General features: G+C 65.1%; 19 protein-coding genes. 12 read left to right on the top strand and 7 right to left on the bottom strand.

The window, feature by feature from the left end; genetic code table 11:
- The first annotated feature begins 145 nt into the window (after positions 1-145).
- The 9 genes from AAFG07_RS02940 (at position 146) to AAFG07_RS02900 (ending at position 8,556) form a co-directional block, all read left to right on the top strand.
- On the top strand, positions 146-1,213 hold the full coding sequence (locus AAFG07_RS02940) for an acyltransferase family protein (protein ID WP_342725944.1): 1,068 nt from the start codon (positions 146-148) through the stop codon (positions 1,211-1,213).
- 254 nt (positions 1,214-1,467) lie between these two features.
- Positions 1,468-2,079, top strand: a complete 612-nt coding sequence (locus AAFG07_RS02935; RefSeq protein ID WP_342725943.1) for a sigma-70 family RNA polymerase sigma factor — start codon at positions 1,468-1,470, stop codon at positions 2,077-2,079.
- 561 nt (positions 2,080-2,640) lie between these two features.
- Positions 2,641-3,336 (top strand): cytochrome c biogenesis CcdA family protein, encoded by a 696-nt coding sequence (locus tag AAFG07_RS02930; protein ID WP_342725942.1) that lies wholly within the window; start codon positions 2,641-2,643, stop codon positions 3,334-3,336.
- Between the two features lie 18 nt (positions 3,337-3,354).
- Positions 3,355-3,933, top strand: coding sequence for a thioredoxin family protein (locus tag AAFG07_RS02925; RefSeq protein WP_342725941.1), 579 nt, complete (start codon positions 3,355-3,357; stop codon positions 3,931-3,933).
- Between the two features lie 119 nt (positions 3,934-4,052).
- Entirely contained in the window at positions 4,053-5,459 is a 1,407-nt protein-coding gene (locus AAFG07_RS02920; RefSeq protein WP_342725940.1) for a cytochrome ubiquinol oxidase subunit I, read from the top strand.
- Positions 5,456-6,466 (top strand): cytochrome d ubiquinol oxidase subunit II, encoded by a 1,011-nt coding sequence (gene cydB / locus AAFG07_RS02915; RefSeq protein ID WP_342725939.1) that lies wholly within the window; start codon positions 5,456-5,458, stop codon positions 6,464-6,466. The genes AAFG07_RS02920 and cydB overlap by 4 nt, the downstream gene beginning before the upstream one ends.
- 101 nt (positions 6,467-6,567) lie before the next feature.
- Positions 6,568-6,696, top strand: coding sequence for a DUF2474 domain-containing protein (locus AAFG07_RS02910; RefSeq protein WP_092122578.1), 129 nt, complete (start codon positions 6,568-6,570; stop codon positions 6,694-6,696).
- A 165-nt stretch (positions 6,697-6,861) separates the two neighbouring features.
- A complete protein-coding gene (locus AAFG07_RS02905) occupies positions 6,862-7,455 on the top strand; it encodes a L,D-transpeptidase (RefSeq protein ID WP_229167489.1) in 594 nt (197 codons plus the stop codon).
- A gap of 63 nt (positions 7,456-7,518) precedes the next feature.
- The gene (locus AAFG07_RS02900) at positions 7,519-8,556 is read left to right on the top strand and encodes an amino acid ABC transporter substrate-binding protein (protein ID WP_342725938.1); all 1,038 of its coding nucleotides are present in this window, start codon (positions 7,519-7,521) and stop codon (positions 8,554-8,556) included.
- A 377-nt stretch (positions 8,557-8,933) separates the two neighbouring features.
- Here AAFG07_RS02900 and AAFG07_RS02895 read toward each other — a convergent pair whose 3' ends face one another.
- The gene (locus AAFG07_RS02895; protein ID WP_342725936.1) at positions 8,934-10,073 is read right to left on the bottom strand and encodes an acyl-CoA dehydrogenase; all 1,140 of its coding nucleotides are present in this window, start codon (positions 10,071-10,073) and stop codon (positions 8,934-8,936) included.
- Between the two features lie 164 nt (positions 10,074-10,237).
- Entirely contained in the window at positions 10,238-11,422 is a 1,185-nt protein-coding gene (locus tag AAFG07_RS02890) for an acyl-CoA dehydrogenase family protein (protein WP_342725935.1), read from the bottom strand.
- A gap of 168 nt (positions 11,423-11,590) precedes the next feature.
- On the opposite strand from AAFG07_RS02890, the gene AAFG07_RS02885 reads away from it, so the two are divergent.
- Together AAFG07_RS02885 and AAFG07_RS02880 are read left to right on the top strand one after the other, a co-directional pair.
- A complete protein-coding gene (locus tag AAFG07_RS02885; RefSeq protein ID WP_342725934.1) occupies positions 11,591-12,136 on the top strand; it encodes a carboxymuconolactone decarboxylase family protein in 546 nt (181 codons plus the stop codon).
- A gap of 235 nt (positions 12,137-12,371) precedes the next feature.
- Complete coding sequence (locus AAFG07_RS02880; RefSeq protein WP_342725933.1) at positions 12,372-12,866, top strand: VOC family protein; 495 nt, start codon at positions 12,372-12,374, stop codon at positions 12,864-12,866.
- A gap of 104 nt (positions 12,867-12,970) precedes the next feature.
- Here AAFG07_RS02880 and AAFG07_RS02875 read toward each other — a convergent pair whose 3' ends face one another.
- Positions 12,971-13,471: a DUF2938 domain-containing protein gene (locus AAFG07_RS02875; RefSeq protein ID WP_342725932.1), complete on the bottom strand. Its 501-nt coding sequence runs from the start codon at positions 13,469-13,471 to the stop codon at positions 12,971-12,973.
- Positions 13,464-14,327: a class I SAM-dependent methyltransferase gene (locus AAFG07_RS02870; RefSeq protein WP_342725931.1), complete on the bottom strand. Its 864-nt coding sequence runs from the start codon at positions 14,325-14,327 to the stop codon at positions 13,464-13,466. The genes AAFG07_RS02875 and AAFG07_RS02870 overlap by 8 nt, the downstream gene beginning before the upstream one ends.
- A gap of 95 nt (positions 14,328-14,422) precedes the next feature.
- On the opposite strand from AAFG07_RS02870, the gene AAFG07_RS02865 reads away from it, so the two are divergent.
- Entirely contained in the window at positions 14,423-14,860 is a 438-nt protein-coding gene (locus tag AAFG07_RS02865; protein WP_342725930.1) for a helix-turn-helix domain-containing protein, read from the top strand.
- Between the two features lie 76 nt (positions 14,861-14,936).
- Here AAFG07_RS02865 and AAFG07_RS02860 read toward each other — a convergent pair whose 3' ends face one another.
- From AAFG07_RS02860 to AAFG07_RS02850, 3 genes are all read right to left on the bottom strand, one after another.
- Positions 14,937-16,154, bottom strand: a complete 1,218-nt coding sequence (locus AAFG07_RS02860) for an MFS transporter (protein WP_342725929.1) — start codon at positions 16,152-16,154, stop codon at positions 14,937-14,939.
- Between the two features lie 118 nt (positions 16,155-16,272).
- Positions 16,273-17,517: an MFS transporter gene (locus AAFG07_RS02855; protein WP_342725928.1), complete on the bottom strand. Its 1,245-nt coding sequence runs from the start codon at positions 17,515-17,517 to the stop codon at positions 16,273-16,275.
- A 326-nt stretch (positions 17,518-17,843) separates the two neighbouring features.
- Positions 17,844-18,341, bottom strand: coding sequence for a type II toxin-antitoxin system HicB family antitoxin (locus AAFG07_RS02850; RefSeq protein ID WP_223974706.1), 498 nt, complete (start codon positions 18,339-18,341; stop codon positions 17,844-17,846).
- Positions 18,342-18,363: the final 22 nt, after the last annotated feature.

Below are 18,363 nucleotides of genomic sequence, written 5' to 3'. Positions count from 1 at the left end.
GATTTCCGGGCCTCTTAGACCATTCGCCGGGTCCAGGGAACCGGGGAAAGGTCCCCGGGTTCGGCGGCACATCCTTTGTATGGATAAAGGAGAAAGCAACCGATCGGGCCGATGATGAGCCCGATCACGCCGGAACGGGACAAGGATGACCACAAACGGCACACAGGCTGCGACAGATCGTTCCGCCGGGAATGCGGCGGCGCGCGTCGATTGGGTCGACTATGCCAAGGGCATCTGCATCGTCATGGTCGTGATGATGCATTCGGTGCTGGGGGTCGAGAAGGCCGCCGAGCAGACCGGCTTCATGCACTATGTCGTGATGTTCGCAAAACCGTTCCGGATGCCGGACTTCTTCCTGATCTCGGGGCTGTTCCTGCCGGTCGTGATCGATCGCGACTGGCGCACCTATCTCGACCGCAAGGTGATGCACTTCGCCTATTTCTACGTGCTGTGGGTGACGATCCAGTTCGGCTTCAAGGCACCGTCGCTGGCCGCCGAGGCAGGCTGGGCCGGTGTCGGGCTGCAATATCTCGAGGCCTTCATCGAGCCGTTCGGCACGCTGTGGTTCATCTATCTGCTGCCGATCTTCTTCGTCGTCACCAAGCTCACGCGCAACATCCACCCGCTCGCGATCTGGCTGGTTGCCGCGGCGCTGGAGAGCGCGCATGTCGTGACCGGCTGGACCGTGATCGACGAGTTCTGCGCCCGCTTCGTCTACTTCTTCACCGGCTATGTGCTCGCTGCCTACGTGTTCGCGCTGTCGGACCGCGCGCGGGCGCGGCCCGCATTCGCACTGCTCGGGCTTGGGCTATGGGCGCTCGTCAATGGCAGCCTGGTTGCGCTCGATGTCAGTGAATGGCCGATCGTCTCGCTGGCCCTCGGCCTTGCCGGCGCCTGTGCGATCATCGTGACCGGCACGCTGCTGGCGCGCGCGCACTGGCTCGGCTTCCTGCGCTTCTGCGGCGAGCACTCGATCGTGATCTATCTTGCCTTCTTCCTGCCGATGGCCGCGACGCGCACCCTTCTGCTGCGGTCCGATGTCATCCACGACATCGGCTGGGTCGCGCTGATCGTCACCGCGGTCGGCGTCGCAGGCTCCCTCCTGATCTGGCGGCTGGCGCTGGCGGCCCGGGCCAATTTCCTGTTCGAGCGGCCCGATGCGTTCTGGATTGCCCCGAAAAAGGCGGCGCCCGCGCTGCAGGCGGCCGAATAGGCCGCGGGTAGCGGATAAGTGCCAAAAGTCATGGGCCGGATTCGTTCCGACAGCGGCAAATCCGGCCATTGGAATTTTCCGCGTGTTGAAATGACTGGCTTTTTGGTCCCGAATGTTTCGTCGCCGGGGCCGCGACGAAACAATTCTCCCGGTCACGAAACCATTTTCCGCTTTTCGCGCAGACATCCGGAAACGGGCACTAACTAACAATTCTCCCAACGAACCGCCGCCCAACGGCGAACTGGGAGCCTGTCATGCCGAACGTCATCGCCATCAACTCTGCAGCCAACAAGCACATCGACGCTGCACGCGCGACCTCGGATGAAACGCTGCTCGCGCATATCGCCAAGAATAACCGCACCTCGATGCACACGCTCTATGCCCGTCACAACGTCCGGGTTTACCGCTTCGTGCTCCGCATGGTGCGCGACACCACGATGGCCGAGGACCTGGTCAGCCAGGTGTTCCTCGACGTCTGGCGCACCGCGGCCCAGTTCGAGGGCCGCTCGCAGGTCTCGACCTGGCTGCTGTCGATCGCCCGCTTCAAGGCGCTGACCGCGCTGCGCCAGCGCAGGCATGAGGACATCGACCAGGAGGACGTGCTAGAGATCGCCGATGGCGCCGACACGCCGGAAACCTCGCTCGATCGCGCCACCACCAGCGAAATCCTGCGCGCCTGCGTCGCCAAGCTGTCGCCGGCCCACCGCGAGATCATCAATCTGGTCTACTACCATGAGAAGTCGGTCGAGGAGGCCGGCCAGATCATCGGTATCCCGCAGAGCACGGTGAAGACCCGCATGTTCTATGCCCGCAAGCAGCTCGCCGACCTCCTGAGGGGCGCCGGCGTCGACAGCGTCGCGGCCTAAAGTAAAGCAAATTCAGTTATTTAGTAACCCGGGCAATTGTCCACGAAGCCAAAAAAGTTCGGCGACGAAACAATTGAAACAATCGACGACATCACCCGGAAAAACGCGATCTCTATACCCATATCCAACGACGCAACCCCAACCCCAATTCACTGACCCAGGTTTCGATACCTCCTTAAGTTCTAACCTCCCAAGTAACCTCCAACGACCCGGCCGGGATGCCCCCCAGCCGGGTCGCTCCGTTTTTGGCGCGGCAACTTGCGATGGTCGGGGGCGGTCATGCGGTCGGCGTCAAAAAGACTGTCGTCGCCCGGGCAAGCCGGGCGATGACACTGATTGGGTGGCGCGAGCGCGGCAAACAAACTTCTAAAAACAACACGTACTCCCCTGCCTGCAGCCGATGGGATGCGTGAGCCGCGGAGCGCATGACATCGGCCTCACGCTGACGTGACGTCATCGGCACCCGGACGGCCGTAACGGCCCACGCCGTCCTCGCGAAGAACATCAGACGTACCCGGCACGGCCTTCTGGCGCGCCGGGAGTTCTGATGGACGGACGACGATGCTCAGCCTTGCCCTAGCCCTGCTTGCCGGTGTCGCCACCGTCGCCGCCCCTTGCACCCTGCCGATGCTGCCGATCCTGCTTGGGGTATCGATAGGCCAGACCGGCAAGGCGCGGCCCGCGATGATCGCGCTCGGCTTCGTGATGTCATTCTCTGCCGTGGCATTGCTGCTGAGTGCGATCACGCGCGCCTTTGATTTCGATCCGAACCTGCTGCGGACCGGCGCGGCCATCCTGCTCGCGGGCTTCGGCCTCCTGATGATCTGGCCGGCGCCGTTCGAATGGCTGTCGATCCGGCTGACCGGCGCAGCCGGCAGCCTTGGTCAGGCCGGACCGTCGCCGAGCCTGTTCGGCGGCTTCGTGCTCGGCTCTACGCTCGGCCTGGTGTGGACGCCGTGCGCCGGTCCCGTGCTCGGCTCGATCCTGACCATCGTCGCGACCTCGAAGAACACGGCGTGGGCGAGCCTGCAGCTCGTGACCTACGCGATCGGCGCCGCGATCCCGATGCTTGCCATTGCCTATGGCGGGCAGGCGGTCACCACCCGCGTGCGCAGCATGGCGCGGATCGCGCCGCGCCTCCAACAGGGATTTGGCGTCGTCATCATCGGCTTCGCCGCGCTGTCCTACCTGCAATACGACACGCTGATCGTGGCGTGGCTGACCCAGTTCTATCCCAACGGCCAGATCGGCCTGTGAGCTCATAAGGAGAGATCGATGTCCCTGCGCTTGATTGCTGTTTCCACCCTGGTGGCGGGCCTTGGCCTCGGCGGCGCCGTCATCCCCGGCCTCTGCACCGAGCCCAACGCGCCGGCCGTGCCCGTTCCGATGGCCACCGCGATGACCGCCGCGCAGAGCCAGACCGCGCCCGAATTGGTCGGGATCAGCAACTGGTTCAATTCGCAGCCGCTCAAGCTCGCCGATTTGCGCGGCAAGGTCGTGCTGGTGGATTTCTGGACCTATGGCTGCGTCAACTGCGTCAACACGCTGCCGCACGTCACCCAACTTTATTCAAAGTACCGGGATCGCGGCCTCGTCGTGATCGGGGTCCACACGCCGGAATTCCCGTTCGAGCATTCGGCCTCCAACGTGCAGGCGGCGCTGAAGCGGCACGGCATCCTCTATCCGGTGGCCCAGGACAACAATTCGCAGACCTGGAACGCCTACCACAACGAGTATTGGCCGGCGCAATACATCATCGACCAGAACGGCAAGATCGTGTTCCAGCACGCCGGCGAGGGCCAGTACGACGAGATCGACCGCACCGTCGCCCGGCTGCTCAACGCCAATAGCTGATTGGACAATTTGTCAGCTAATTGGACAATCCGCCGTCATTCCCGGCATGATAGGCTCAACGCCGGGAATGCGCGATCCCGAACGTGATCGCGCCCGAAATTGACGACGGACGGTGCGTGATGTTCGAAGGCTGGGATGCGGTCGTACTCGCCCGCGCGCAATTCGCTTTCACGATGTCGTTCCACATCGTGTTTCCCGCATTCTCGATCGGGCTTGCGAGCTACCTCGCGGTGCTGGAAGCGCTGTGGCTGGCCACCGGGCGCGAGGTCTACATCAACCTGTTCAATTACTGGCTGAAGATCTTCGCGGTCGCGTTCGGCATGGGCGTGGTCTCGGGCATCGTGATGTCCTACCAGTTCGGCACCAACTGGTCGTCCTTTGCCGACAAGACCGGGCCGGTGATCGGCCCGATGATGGCCTATGAGGTCTTGACCGCATTCTTCCTCGAGGCGGGCTTTCTCGGCGTGATGCTGTTCGGGCTCGAACGCGTCGGCCCCAGGCTGCATTTCGTGGCGACGCTGATGGTCGCGATCGGCACGCTGATCTCCGCGTTCTGGATTCTGTCGGCCAATTCCTGGATGCAGACGCCGACCGGCCATGCCGTCAATGCCGACGGCCAGTTCGTCGCCGCCGACTGGCTCAAGGTGATCTTCAATCCGTCCTTCCCTTATCGCCTCGTGCACATGGTGCTGGCGGCGTACCTCACCACTTCGCTGGTGGTCGGCGGGGTCGGCGCCTGGCACCTGCTGCGTGACCAGCATCTCGCCGGCCCGCGCGTGATGTTCTCGATGGCGATGTGGATGGCGACCCTGGTGGCGCCGATCCAGATCCTCGCCGGCGACCAGCACGGCCTCAACACGCTGGAGCACCAGCCGGCCAAGGTGATGGCGATGGAAGGCCATTATCAAAGCCACAAGGACGGTGCGCCGCTGATCCTGTTCGGCTGGCCCGACCAGCGCGATGCCAAGGTGAAATACGCGATCGAGGTGCCGAAACTGTCGTCGCTGATCCTGAAGCATTCGCTCGACGCGCCGCTCGCCGGCCTCGACACGGTGCCGCGCGAGAACTGGCCGCCGGTGCCGATCACCTTCTGGTCGTTCCGCATCATGGTCGGGCTCGGCTTCCTGATCCTGGGGCTCGGCCTGTTCAGCCTGCTGATGCGTTGGCGCGGCATGATGTACCAGTCACAGCTGCTGCATCGCTTCGCAGTCCTGATGGGCCCGGCGGGCTTCATCGCGGTGCTCGCCGGCTGGATCACCACCGAGACCGGGCGGCAACCGTTCACGGTCTACGGGCTGCTGCGCACCACCGATTCGGTATCGCCGCTGGCAGCGCCGGCGGTGGGCTCCTCGCTGATCGCCTTCATCATCGTCTATTTTGCCGTGTTCACCGCGGGCGTGATCTATATCCTGCGGCTGATGGCGCAGCCGCCGCATCCCGGCGAGCAAGGCCCGACAAAAGACCTTCCCGCCCGTGCGGCCGGCATCACGCCGGCGGCAGGTGCAGCCGTGGGGGGCGCGCGATGAGCTTCGCCGTCGATCTGACCACGATCTGGGCCTTCATCATCGCCTTCGCCGTGTTCGTCTACGTCGTGATGGACGGCTTCGATCTCGGCCTCGGCATCCTGTTTCCGCTGTTCCCGCAAAAGGCCGATCGCGACGTCATCATGAACACGGTGGCGCCGGTGTGGGACGGCAACGAGACCTGGCTGGTGCTCGGCGGCGGCGGCATGATGGCGGCGTTTCCGCTGGCCTATGCGGTGCTGATGCCGGCGCTCTACACCCCGATGATCGCGATGCTGCTTGGCCTCGTGTTTCGCGGCGTCGCCTTCGAATTCCGCTGGCGGACCCAGAAGGCGCGCAACAAATGGGATCTCGCCTTCGCCGGCGGCTCGCTGGTCGCGACGCTGGCGCAGGGGATCGCGCTCGGCGCCATCCTGCAGGGCATCCATGTCGAGGGGCGCCACTATGCCGGCGGCTGGTGGGACTGGCTGACGGCGTTCAGCGTCCTGACCGGCATAGCGCTTGTGATCGGCTATGCGCTGCTGGGGGCGACCTGGCTGGTGATGAAGACCGAAGGCGAGCTGCGCGAGCGCGCCTATCATCTGAGCTGGATGTTGTTGGTCGCGATGCTGTGCGCGATCGGCGCCGTCAGCATCGCAACGCCGTTCCTGGCCGTGCAGTACACCCAGCGCTGGTTCGCCTGGCCCAACATCATCCTCACCGCGCCGGTGCCGATCGCGGTCGCCGCCGTCACCGCGCTCCTGCTGCGCGCCCTCAGCAACAAGAACGACCACCAGCCGTTCTTCCTGACGCTCGCCCTGTTCGCACTGTCCTATGCCGGGCTCGGCATCAGCATGTATCCGTACATCGTGCCGCAGAGCATCACGATCTGGCAGGCGGCGTCGCCGGCGAACAGCCAGATCTTCATGCTGTTCGGGGTCTCGATCCTGGTGCCGCTGATCCTCGGCTACACCGCCTGGGCCTATTGGGTGTTCCGCGGCAAGGTGCGCCCCGGCCACGGATACCACTGATGGCGCCAGAGCGTTTTCCAGCGAAGTGGATCCCGGTTCGCGTCAAGAAAACGCGTCAAAAAGACAATCGAGAGCCTCGTTCCGATTCCATCGGAACGGAAATGGCTCTCGTGCCGAATCAGCGGCCGCTCGGCCAGCGCCTGCTGTGGTTCGCAGCGCTCTGGCTCGGCGGCGTCGGCACCGTGACCCTGGTCTCTTTCGCGTTGCGCCTCTGGATTGCGCCGAAATAAGGCCGCCCACGCGGCGTGTCACGGGCCCAATGACAAAAAACAGAAGCATTACAGTGATATAATGTGACGCCCGCCCTAAACTTGCCATCAAGCTGCCGCTGAGATTTGATGTTACCGCGATTTGGGTGGAGCCATTGGCCGCTGCGCCAACAAGGAGAGCTTTGCATGACGAAACTTCGTCACCTGGTCTGGATGTTGATCGCCACGGGCGCGCTCGTGCTGTCGACGTCGCAGGGCTTTGCCCAGAGCCGCCCGGATGCCGACGAGCCGGGCCTGGTCGCCGACGACAGCTACGAGCTCGATCCGGAATGGCAGAAGCAGGTCGTCTACTACCGGACCAATGAGGCGCCGGGCACCATCATCGTCTCCACCGCCGAACGCCATCTTTACCTCGTGCAGGGCAACGGCCGCGCGCTCCGCTACGGCATCGGCGTCGGCCGCGACGGCTTCACGTGGCAGGGGCTGGTGACCATCACCCGCAAGGCCGAGTGGCCGGATTGGACCCCGCCGCCGGAAATGATCGCCCGCCAGCCCTATCTGCCGCGCTTCATGGCGGGCGGCCCGGGCAATCCGCTCGGCGCGCGCGCGATGTATCTCGGCACCACGGTGTACCGCATCCACGGCACCAACCGGCCCGACACCATCGGCACCGCGATCTCGTCCGGTTGCTTCCGCCTGGTCAACGCCGACGTCGCCGATCTCTACAACCGCGTTCCGGTCGGCACCAAGGTGATCATCCGGCAGAAGCCTGAACTGTAATCTCGACCCACCCGCCTTCGATATCCGACCTGTTTTTCCCCGATCATTCGCGAGAGAGAACCCATGCGTACATTTCGAGGCGGCCTGACGATCGGGCTCGCGATCGCCGCGCTGGTTGCGGCCGCCGCCATCACCTATGAGCGTTACGACACCCGCACGCTGAAGCGCACCGTCCGCCGCGGCGACGTGATGTGCGGCGTCAACAAGGGCCTGCCGGGCTTCTCGATCCCCGACGACAAGGGCAACTGGACCGGCTTCGACGTCGACTTCTGCCGCGCGGTGGCCTCGGCGATCTTCGACGATCCGACCAAGGCGAAGTTCGTTCCGCTCGACGCCAGCGAACGCTTCAAGGAGCTGCAGAACCGCAAGGTCGACATCCTCTCGCGCAACTCCACCTGGAGCATGTCGCGCGAGACCAATTACGACCTCTATTTCCCGGCGGTCGCCTATTATGACGGCCAGGGCTTCATGCTGCCGCGCTCGCGCAACATCGATTCCGCGCTCGACCTGAACGGCAGCAAGGTCTGCGTGCAGGCCAACACCACGACGCAGCTCAACCTCGCGGACTATTTCCGTGCCAACAACATGAAGTACACGGAGATGAAGTTCGACAAGCTGGAGGATGTCGTGAAGGCCTATGACACCGGCCAGTGCGACACGCTGACGTCGGACGCCTCGCAGCTCTATGCGCTCAGGCTCAATCTCTCCAAGCCGAGCGACCACACCATCCTGGCCGACATCATCTCCAAGGAGCCGCTGGCGCCGGTGGTCCGGCTCCGCGACGACGACTGGATGATGATCGTGAAGTGGACGCTCTACGCCATGATCAACGCCGAAGAACTCGGCATCACCTCGAAGAATATCGACGAGGCGCTGAAGTCGAAGAAGCCGGAAGTCATGCGGCTGGTCGGCACCGAGGGCTCCTATGGCGAGGATCTCGGCCTGACTAAGGACTGGGCCGTGCGCATCATCCGCCATGTCGGTAATTACGGCGAGGTCTACGACCGCAACGTCGGCGCCGATTCCAAGCTGAAGATTCCGCGCGGCATGAACCAGCTCTGGAACGCCGGCGGCGTCCAGTACGCCCCGCCGATTCGTTGATCGACAGCACGGGTTAAGACCACCGCTGCTACCGCACCCTCAACTGTCATCGCCCGCGAAAGCGGGCGATCCAGTACGCCGCGGCTTCTCCGCTCAAGCACAAGCGCCTCTGGAATACTGGATCGCCCGGTCGAGCCGGGCGATGACAGCGAGTTGTGCGGAGATGTCCCGCCGCTGATCGACAACGCGGCTTAGACCACCGCTGTTACCGCCTCCGCAATTGTCATCACCCGCGAAAGCGGGTGATCCAGGACGCCGCGGCTTCTGCGCTTAAGCACCAGCGTCTCTGGAATACTGGATCGCCCGGTCGAGCCGGGCGATGACAGTGAGTTGCGTGGCGATGACGGTGAGTTGCGCGGCGGCGCCGTCGCCCTCGCTCAGTACCCCTTGCCGCTCGCCAGTTGGTCGGTGTGAAAATTGCTGTCGCCGAACAGCTCCTGGCAGACGCGGGCGCGCTTCATGAAGAAGCCGATGTCGAACTGGTCGGTCATGCCCATGCCGCCATGCATCTGCACGCCTTCCTGGACGGCGCGCGTCGCGGTGGTGCCGGCGCGCGCCTTGGCGACCGCGACCGCAGTGGCGGCCTTGCCCGGATCGGCATCGAGCGCCTGCAACGCCTTCAACACGGCGGCGCGGGTGATCTCGATATCGATGTAGAGCTCGGCGGCACGGTGCTGCAGCGCCTGGAATTCGCCGATCGCCTTGCCGAACTGCTTGCGCTCCTTCAGATAGGTCACGGTGCGGCCGAACACCTCGTCGGAGAGACCGACCATTTCGGACGCGACCGCGCCGCGGCTGATATTGAGCACACCTTCGAGCAGCCCGCCCCCCTGATCGACCTCGCCGAGCACGCTGTCGGCATTGACCTCGACATTGTCGAACACGATGCGCGCCGCGTTGTGCGAATCGACCATCGCCGTCCGCTCGACCGCGAGCCCCTTCGCCTTCGGATCGACCAGGAACAGCGTCAACCCGTTCCTGTCGCCGGCGCTGCCGGCCGTGCGCGCCGCGACGATCAAAAGATCAGCGGTGTGGCCGTCGACCACGAAGGCCTTGTCGCCGGACAGCTTGAAGCCGTTGCCGGACCGCGTGGCCTGCAGTTTCGTCTGTAGCGGGCGATGCTTCGCGCCCTCGTCGATCGCGAGCGCCGCGAGCAGCGAGCCGTCGGCGATGCCAGGCAGATGCTGCGCCTTCTGCGCCTCGCTGCCGCCGCGCGACAGCGCCGAGGCGGCAAGCACCGAGGTCGCGAGGAATGGCGAGGGCATCAGGGTGCGGCCGATCTCCTCCATCACAATGCCGGCCTCGACGCAGCCGAGCCCGCTGCCGCCAAACTGGTCCGGCACCAACAGGCCGGAGAAGCCCATCTCGGCGAAGGTCTTCCAGAGCTCGCGCGAGAAGCCGGTAGAGTCCTTGCTGTCGCGCAAGGAGCGCAGATGCGCGACCGGCGCCTTGTCGCTGATGAGACCGCGCGCACTGTCGCGCAGCATGGATTGTTCTTCGGTGAGGACGAGGGCCATGGGTGGATTCCGCTCTTCGATAATTCAAATTGAGACGATGTTGAGTTCGTCATTCCGGGGCGCGACATCGTCGCGAGCCCGGAATCCATACTCCCGATCGTGATTATGGATTCCGGGCCTGGCCCTTTGGGCCATCCCGGAATGACGCATGGTGAAACTGTGCCTCATGCGCCCGGCAGGTCGAGGATGCGCTTGGCGACGATGCCGAGCATCACCTCCGAGGTGCCGCCCTCGATCGAGTTGGCCTTGGTGCGCAGCCAGGCGCGCGGACGGGCGCCGCCCCTGGAGCGGTCGCTCTCCCATTCCAGCGCGTCAATGCCGCCCGCCGACATCAGGATCTCGTAGCGCCGCTTGTTGAGCTCGGTGCCGTAATATTTCATCGCCGAGGAGAACGCCGGATGCGACTGCCCCGCCTTGGCGAGATCGACCGCGCGCTCCGCCGCAGCAGCGAGCGCGGCCTCGTCGACCTCGAAGTTCGCGATCTGGCTGCGCAGCTGGGCGTCGTCGAGCCGCCCTTGCGCGTCCGCGCCGACCGAGTCGGCGGCGATCTGGCCGAGCGGACGGCCGACGCCGCGCTCGCCCATGCCCGAGATCATCGCGCGCTCGTGCTGCAGCAGATATTTCGCGACGTCCCAGCCGCGATTGACGGTGCCCACGACATGCGATTTCGGCACCCGGACATTGTCGAAGAAGGTTTCGCAGAACGGCGAATAGCCGGAGATCAGCAGGATCGGTTTTGTGGACACCCCCTTCGACGTCATGTCGAAGAGAATGAAACTGATGCCGTCGTGCTTCTTGGCCGCGGGATCGGTGCGCACCAGGCAGAAGATCCAGTCGGCATAGTTGGCGTAGGAGGTCCAGATCTTCTGGCCGTTGATGATGTAGTCGTCGCCGTCGCCGACCGCCCGGGTCTGCAGCGAGGCGAGGTCGGAGCCGGCGTTCGGCTCGGAATAGCCCTGGCACCAGCGGATCAGGCCCGCGGTGATCTTCGGCAGATGCTCCTTCTTCTGCTCCTCGGTGCCGTATTGCAGCAGCGCCGGTCCGAGCATCGAGATGCCGAACGAGGTCAGCGGCTGGCGCGCGCCGATCGCCGCCATCTCCTGGCGCACGATCTTGGCTTCCTCGCCGTCGAGGCCGCCGCCGCCATATTGCTTCGGCCAATGCGGCACGGTCCAACCCTTGTCGCGCATCCGCTCGAACCAGACCCGCTGCGCGTCCGACGAGAATTTCGCGTTGCGGCCACCCCAGAAGGTGTCGCCATCGGAGGTCATCGGTTTACGCATCTCGGCCGGGCAGTTCTGCTCCAGCCAGGCGCGGGTCTCGGCGCGGAATTTCTCGAGGTCAGCCATGGTGCGTTTCCAGTCAAAATCGTCGAATTGGAATCGACCTTAGCCCCGCGCGGCCGCCGAGTTCAATATGCCTCGCAGCCGCGCCATGCTCTGGCGTCGCTACTCACCTTACGCGATCGGGTGTATCGCCGAGACGGGGTAACGATTGAAAAACAAGAGGAAACGGACATGCGGCTGAAGCTGCTTTCGCCTAGCGAAATGAACCCCGCCCAGAAAGAAACCTACGACGAGTCGATCTCCGGCAAGCGCGGCGCGCCACCGGCGCCGATGATGGCCTGGCTGAACAGCCCGGAGATGGCGCGGCATGCCACGCGGCTCGGCGAGGTGCTGCGCTTCGACACGGTCTTCCCGCCGAAGCTGTCGGAGATCGCGATCCTCGTCACCGCCCGGCACTGGACCGCGCATTACGAATGGTATGCCCACAAGCGCCTCGCGCTGAAGGGCGGCCTCGATCCGAAGATCATCGAGGACATTCGCGTGCGCCGGACGCCGACTTTCGACGATCCCAAGGCCAGGATGATCTACGACGTCGCCAAGGCGCTGCACGAAGGTCACGGCCTGCCGAAGGGACTGTATGACGAGGCGGTCGAGGTGCTGAGCCTGCGCGGACTGGTCGAGGTGATCGGCCTCTGCGGCTACTACACCATGGTGTCGATGACGCTGAACACATTCGATTTCCAGCTGCCGGGCGGCGAGCTGTCGGAACTCTGCTAAAGCGCGATGAGATCAAGTTGAATCGTCATCGCGCTTTAGCTTCTTGTTTGAGCATGATCTTTTCGGAAAACCGCTTCACACTTTTCCGGATCATGCTCTAGGCTCAGCCTGCCGTGGCGCCGTTCGGAAACGCTGCGTTTCAGGATGGATTGCTCCGCCCCGGCAAATCCGGACTATATCAGGCGGCGAAGCCTTGCCCCTGACGGCACGGCGTTGATGCCAACGGAGCCAGCTCATGCCGGAAAATCCCCCCATCATCGCGGGCACGCGGATCGGGCATGTCCACCTCAAGGTCGCCGATCTCGAGCGGGCGCTCGGCTTCTATTGCGGCGTGCTCGGCTTCGAGCTGCAGCAGCGCATGGGCGCGGACGCGGCCTTCATCTCGGCCGGCGGCTATCATCACCACATCGGCCTCAACACCTGGGAGAGCAAGGGCGGCCATCCGCCTCCATCAGGCACCACCGGCCTGTTCCACACCGCCATCCTTTATCCGACCCGCCCGGCACTCGCCGATGCGCTGCATCGCGTGCTGTCGGCCGGCATCCAGCTCGACGGCGCCAGCGACCACGGCGTCAGCCAGGCGCTGTATCTGCGCGATCCCGACGAGAACGGCGTCGAGCTCTACTGGGACCGACCAGAAGCCGAATGGCCGCGCAGCGCGGACGGCAAGCTTTCGATGTTCACGCGGCGGCTGGATCTCGAAGATCTCTTGAAGCAGCGGGCGGCGTAATTCCGTAGCGCAGATGGAGTTTGTAGCCCGGATGAAGCGCAGCGAAATCCGGGGTTCGCTCCATGGGCGATACTGTTCCCGGATTACGCTTCGCTTCATCCGGGCTACGAATTCACCAAACTGACGAGCCAGCCGGCCGCGTAGAGCCCAACGCCGAACACCGCATGCGTCAGGAGGCTCTGCAGCCGCGCCGCCCATGGCTGCGGCGTCCGGCTCGCGGCAAAGCCCGCGCCCATCGCGGGCTGCATCACCAGGAACGGCGCGGCCACGCTGCCGATCCCGACGATCAGAGCCGGAGCGATGCTGGGCTGCCGCGCCCAATCGAGGCCGAAGATCGCAAGCAGCACGCCGGCAAAGCCGATCCCGATCAGATAATGCGCCGCCCATCCGATCACCCGTTCGCCCGCGACCGGCGGCGACGCGGCGATGCGGTCGTGGCGCAGGCGGCCGGATGCGAGATGGTCGAGCCAGCGGCCAACCAGGGCATAGTCCAGCGACGGGATGCCGAGCAGGCGCTTGCGGACCATCCCCCAGATGTCCATCACGACCGTCGCGCCGGTCCCGATCAGCACCGCGCGCGCCAGAAAATCCATGGCGTCAACCATTCGCAGCCTCCACTGGCGCTCGCGCCGTGACCATCCAGCAGGCCGCGGTGAAGCGAATTTCGCTGCCGTGGATGTAGCGGTCGAAGGCGTCGCGCACGGTTTCGATCACCTGGGTGCGGCGCGGCTCTTCCATCTCCTGCAGCATCGTACCGACCGGGCCGAGCCAGCTCACATAACGGGTCAGCACCGATGCCGGAAAGCGCAAGGCGACATCGACTGGCTCGATCGCGATCGCGCTCCAGCCGCTGTCTTCCAGGATGCTTTCGACCCGGTTCCGGTCCGCGAAGCCGAACTGCCCCGGCGCATCGGGACGCCGCGCCGGAAGATCCGGCAGCAGCGGCTTTGCCGCCCGCTCCGCCGTCGTCATGAACGGGTTCTCGGCGGCGGCGCGCCACACGATGAAGCGCAGCGCGGCACCCGGCCGGGCCGCCCGCCGGAGATTGGCGAAAGCCTGCACCGGATCGGCAAAGAACATCACGCCGAGACGCGAGATAACGATGTCGAAGCTCGCCGGCGCAAAGCCATGGGTCTGTGCGTCGGCGCAGATGAAGTCGGCCGGCCGCCCTTCCCGCTCCGCGCGGTCACGCGCCGCCGCGATCATCGGTTCGGAGATGTCGATGCCGGTGCAACGCCCCTGCGGGCCGAGCACGTGTGCGACGGCGAATGTCGTGGCGCCCGTGCCGCAGCCGATATCGAGCACATGGCTCGCCGCGGCATCGACCACCGCCCGCACGAGCAGCTCTTCGAGCGGCTTGAACATCGCTTCGAGCACGTCGCGGGTCTCGACCCAGGCGCGCCCGGCAGCGCTGTTCCAGAGTTTGACCTGCTCGTCCTCGGCCGGCGATGCGATACTCATGATCTCGTCCCTTTGCTATTTGCCTGTCCTGATGCTTGCCTTAGGCAAGCGCCTGGCGGCACACTGCCAGTTCAAGTGAACTTGAGGTCAAGGCCATGCGGGACATCGACATCGCGGAGGTGGCGCAATTGTCGGGCGTTCGCGCCTCGACCTTGCGCTTCTACGAGGAAAAAGGGCTGATCGCCTCGCATGGACGGCGCGGGCTGCGCCGGCTGTTCGATCCGGCCGTGCTCGACCGGCTGGCCCTGATCGCGCTCGGACGCGCCTCCGGCTTCTCGCTCGACGAGATCGCAAGAATGTTCGCACCCGACGGCAGGCCACGCATCGACCGGAAAATGCTGGCAGCCAAGGCCGACGACCTCGACCACACCATCCGCCGGCTCAACGCGATGCGCGACGGCCTGCGCCACGCCGCCGTCTGTCCCGCGCCGAGCCACATGGAATGTCCGACCTTCCGACGCCTGCTGCGGGTCGCAGCGGCCGGCAAGATCGGTGAGAAGAAGAAGGAGCGGCGGCCGCGGAAGAAATCGTAGCCCGGATGAGCGCAGCGAAATCCGGGGAGTCCCTCCGCGGGTCGACCTGCCCCGGATTACGCTTCGCTCATCCGGGCTACGGTCTTCCGCGGGTCATGATCGCCGCCGCCGCGATCAGCTCCAGGCCAATACAGCCATAGAACGGCAGCGTGTAGCTGCCGGAGAGATCATGCAACAGCCCGATCACGCCGGGGCCGAACGCGTAGGTGATCTGGTTGATCGCGGTGATCAGGCTGACCAGCACGCCGAACGCGCGCGGATCGAACTCGCGCTGCACGATCAGCGCCGGCAACGTGATCAGATTGCCGACCGAGAAGCCGAACAGCGCGCAGGCGGCGATCTGCGCGATGTCGTTGTGCACATTGATGATGACGGCGAGCGCGATCGCCTGGCTGACAAAGGACAGCGCCGACGCCAGCCGCTGGTTGAGGCGGTCGATCACGAACGAGAAGGACACACGGCCGACCACGGCCATCGCGGTCAACAGCGCCATCGCCACCGTGGCGCGCTCGCGGCCGATCACCTGATCGAGATAGGCGATCAGATGCACGATGAAGCCGACCTGGGCGAACAGCACCAGCGCGAAGGCAATCGACACCGAGAGGAAACGGATGTCGCGCAGCGCCCGGGCACGCACCTGGATCGCCGACGGCGCATCGGCCGCCGCTGAAGTCACCGCATGCAGATGCACCGGTGGCCGCCCGACGAAGATCAGGATGACAGGCACCATGACCACGACGAGCGCCACCGCGGCTGCGATCATCGCGCCGGAGAAGCCGAAAGCGCCGATCCCCGCCACCAGCAGCGGCACGCCGACGATGCCGCCGAAGCTGGCGCCGTTCAGCGCCAGGCTGATCGCCATGCCGCGCTTCTTGTCGAACCACAGGCCGAGCGTGTTGGTGATAATGCCGAGGCTGGTGCCGGCCCAGCCGAACGCCAATAGCGCATCGGCGAGATAGAGCTGCCATGGCTCGCGCACCTCGCCGATCGCAACCGCGGCAACCGCCATCGCGAGGGTGCCCGCGATCAGGCAGCTGCGCGCACCGAACGCCTTGATCGCCTCGCTGACGAAGGCCACCAGCGCGGCGCCGAACAAATAGAAGAAGGTCGTGCCCGACGAGATCAGCGACGCCGGCCAGCCGTGCAGCTTGTGTAGCTCGGCGACATAGACGCTCTGGCCGTAGAAGCCCAATCCCCAGCCGAAGGTCGCAAGCAGGAAGCAGACGACGACGATGCGCCAACCCTCGTAACCGAGCGCGGATTCGTCATGCAGCGTGGGTGATGATGCGTCCATTTCTTGCTCTTGCTTCTCACATCGTCAGGACCGGACCAATCCGTTCCCACGATGTGAGCAGCCTTGCAAGCCGGTCATTTCGAAGCTGATCGAAGTGTCAGCAATTGGCAGCAGGAAATCAGATGCTGGGATCCGGGATTTCTTCCACCGCACGCAATTTCGCCCGCCGCTTGGCGAATGAGGCGAGCGACAGCACGGCAAGCCCGAGCAGCACCGGCGGAAACACCACCATGTTGACGGCATTCCAGCCGTAATGGGCGAGCAATTGGCCCGACGAGAACGAGCCGATCGCCATCATGCCGAACACCAGGAAATCGTTGAACGCCTGCACCTTGTTGCGTTCCTGCGGCCGGTGCGTTTCCAGCACCAGCGCGGAGGCGCCCACGAAGGCGAAGTTCCAGCCGATGCCGAGCACGAACAGCGTCGCCCAGAAGTGCGGCGCCGTGATCCCTGACAACCCGATCATCGCGGCGACAGCCTCCAGCGCCAGCCCGAGCGCGACGATGACGGGCGCACCGAAGCGGGCGATCAGCGAGCCCGTGAAGAAGCTCGGGCCGTACATCGCCACGATGTGCCACTGGATGCCGAAATTGGAATCGCTGACCGACAGCCCGCACATCTTCATGGCGAGCGGCGCCGAGGTCATCACCAGATTCATCATCGGATAGGCGATCACGCCGCACAGCGCGGCGGCGATGAAGCGCGGCTGCCTGGCGATCTCGAGCAGCGGACGGCCGCCATGCAGATCCGCCGCCGCGGGCTTCGGCGCGTCGACACCCGACAGCACCGCCATCGCCACCAGTGCGACTAGCGCCTGCATCACGAAGGAGAACGCAAACAGATAAGGCGGCCAGATGTCCATGGTCCATTGCACGAGCTGCGGCCCGAGCACGCCGGCGAATACGCCGCCGGCCATCACCCAGGACACCGCCTTGGGCCGGAACGCGACACTGGCGCCGTCGGCTGCCGCGAAACGATAGGACTGCGCGACCGCGCCATAGAGCCCGCCGAGGAAGGTCGCGCCGCAGAACAGCCAGAACGACGAGTGCAGGATCGCCCAGGCGCCGAGCGCACCGGTGAGCGTGCCGCAGAGGGTGCCGACGATGAAGGCGACCCGCCTGCCATAGGCGCGCGAGATCGCGCCGGTCGGCAGCGTGCCAGCGGCAAGCCCGAGCACATACATCGAGAGCGGCACCGTCGCGAGCGAGATGTCGGGCGCCAGCGACGCACCGACGATCGAGCCGGTGGCGAAGATCACGGCCGAATTGGCGCCAGTCAGCGCCTGCGCCGCCGCAAGCCGCCACACGTTGCTGCGCGCCCGCGCGTCATCGCTCGCCTCATCCGCAGCTGTCACGTCGATCATCTGAAGTCCCGCCTTGAAGCCCCGGCGGGAGCCTCCAATCGCGCGCACTATGGAGAGCGGGTGCAGGCCGATCAACCGGCGCAAACGGACGTAGGCCATGCGGGAGGCGCACGAGGGTTAACCCTGCTCTCCCGTCGTACAAGTTTGGCGCTTCAATTAGTCCCGTCATCCCCGCGCAAAGGCTTCGCCTTTGTCGCTGGAGGTGCGAGCGCAGCGAGCCTCGAAGGATGCACGGCCACCAGCCGGGCCGTCGACCCTTCGAGACGGCCGCTGCGCGGCCTCCTCAGGGTGACGGTGAGAAAGCTTGTCGCTTGATGATCAATCTTCTACCGCGCAGGCTTCTTGCCCGGCCGCTTCTCGGCGCGCAGCGCGCCGGTCTTGTGCACCTTGGAGCGCGGCGCGATCGGGGCGCCGCGCGGATATCCGCCCGGCCATTCGAGCGCGAGCGAGCTCGCAAAGCCGAAGAAGCTCGAACGGCTCATGCCGAGCTCGGCGGCGCGCTTGTCGATGCGCGCGATCAGGCTTTTCGGCAGATAGACGTTCACCCGCTCGGACGGATCGGGCGGATCGACGCCGACCATGAAGAAGGCGGCGACGTCGGAGCCCTTGGGCGGCACGATCCGCTCGATCGGCGTCGGCTCCGGCAGCGCGTGGCCCTGCTCGACCCAGCCGTCCACCGCCTGCGCCAGCGCATGCTCGGCACGCTCGATCGCCTCTTCCTGCGACTTGCCGCCGGCGACGCAGCCGGGAAAGTCGGGAAACCACGCCCCGAACGCGCCGCGCGGCCCGCGCTCCAGCACGGCCGGATAAAGCCGTCTCTTCATTCTGGCCTCCGTCGTTGGAGTA

The sequence above is a fragment of the Bradyrhizobium sp. B097 genome (genome assembly GCF_038957035.1).
GTDB lineage: Bacteria > Pseudomonadota > Alphaproteobacteria > Rhizobiales > Xanthobacteraceae > Bradyrhizobium.
Note: the sequence above shows the minus strand (reverse complement) of the source record. Positions and strands in the feature narration are given on the sequence as shown.

What these genes read in the sequence shown, in the direction of transcription:
- AAFG07_RS02940 (WP_342725944.1), top strand. Translation starts at nt 146, where the DNA reads ATGACCACAAACGGCACACAGGCTGCGACAGATCGTTCCGCCGGGAAT.
- AAFG07_RS02935 (WP_342725943.1), top strand. Translation starts at nt 1,468, where the DNA reads ATGCCGAACGTCATCGCCATCAACTCTGCAGCCAACAAGCACATCGAC.
- AAFG07_RS02930 (WP_342725942.1), top strand. Translation starts at nt 2,641, where the DNA reads ATGCTCAGCCTTGCCCTAGCCCTGCTTGCCGGTGTCGCCACCGTCGCC.
- AAFG07_RS02925 (WP_342725941.1), top strand. Translation starts at nt 3,355, where the DNA reads ATGTCCCTGCGCTTGATTGCTGTTTCCACCCTGGTGGCGGGCCTTGGC.
- AAFG07_RS02920 (WP_342725940.1), top strand. Translation starts at nt 4,053, where the DNA reads ATGTTCGAAGGCTGGGATGCGGTCGTACTCGCCCGCGCGCAATTCGCT.
- cydB (WP_342725939.1), top strand. Translation starts at nt 5,456, where the DNA reads ATGAGCTTCGCCGTCGATCTGACCACGATCTGGGCCTTCATCATCGCC.
- AAFG07_RS02910 (WP_092122578.1), top strand. Translation starts at nt 6,568, where the DNA reads ATGGCTCTCGTGCCGAATCAGCGGCCGCTCGGCCAGCGCCTGCTGTGG.
- AAFG07_RS02905 (WP_229167489.1), top strand. Translation starts at nt 6,862, where the DNA reads ATGACGAAACTTCGTCACCTGGTCTGGATGTTGATCGCCACGGGCGCG.
- AAFG07_RS02900 (WP_342725938.1), top strand. Translation starts at nt 7,519, where the DNA reads ATGCGTACATTTCGAGGCGGCCTGACGATCGGGCTCGCGATCGCCGCG.
- AAFG07_RS02895 (WP_342725936.1), bottom strand. Translation starts at nt 10,073, where the DNA reads ATGGCCCTCGTCCTCACCGAAGAACAATCCATGCTGCGCGACAGTGCG.
- AAFG07_RS02890 (WP_342725935.1), bottom strand. Translation starts at nt 11,422, where the DNA reads ATGGCTGACCTCGAGAAATTCCGCGCCGAGACCCGCGCCTGGCTGGAG.
- AAFG07_RS02885 (WP_342725934.1), top strand. Translation starts at nt 11,591, where the DNA reads ATGCGGCTGAAGCTGCTTTCGCCTAGCGAAATGAACCCCGCCCAGAAA.
- AAFG07_RS02880 (WP_342725933.1), top strand. Translation starts at nt 12,372, where the DNA reads ATGCCGGAAAATCCCCCCATCATCGCGGGCACGCGGATCGGGCATGTC.
- AAFG07_RS02875 (WP_342725932.1), bottom strand. Translation starts at nt 13,471, where the DNA reads ATGGTTGACGCCATGGATTTTCTGGCGCGCGCGGTGCTGATCGGGACC.
- AAFG07_RS02870 (WP_342725931.1), bottom strand. Translation starts at nt 14,327, where the DNA reads ATGAGTATCGCATCGCCGGCCGAGGACGAGCAGGTCAAACTCTGGAAC.
- AAFG07_RS02865 (WP_342725930.1), top strand. Translation starts at nt 14,423, where the DNA reads ATGCGGGACATCGACATCGCGGAGGTGGCGCAATTGTCGGGCGTTCGC.
- AAFG07_RS02860 (WP_342725929.1), bottom strand. Translation starts at nt 16,154, where the DNA reads ATGGACGCATCATCACCCACGCTGCATGACGAATCCGCGCTCGGTTAC.
- AAFG07_RS02855 (WP_342725928.1), bottom strand. Translation starts at nt 17,517, where the DNA reads ATGATCGACGTGACAGCTGCGGATGAGGCGAGCGATGACGCGCGGGCG.
- AAFG07_RS02850 (WP_223974706.1), bottom strand. Translation starts at nt 18,341, where the DNA reads ATGAAGAGACGGCTTTATCCGGCCGTGCTGGAGCGCGGGCCGCGCGGC.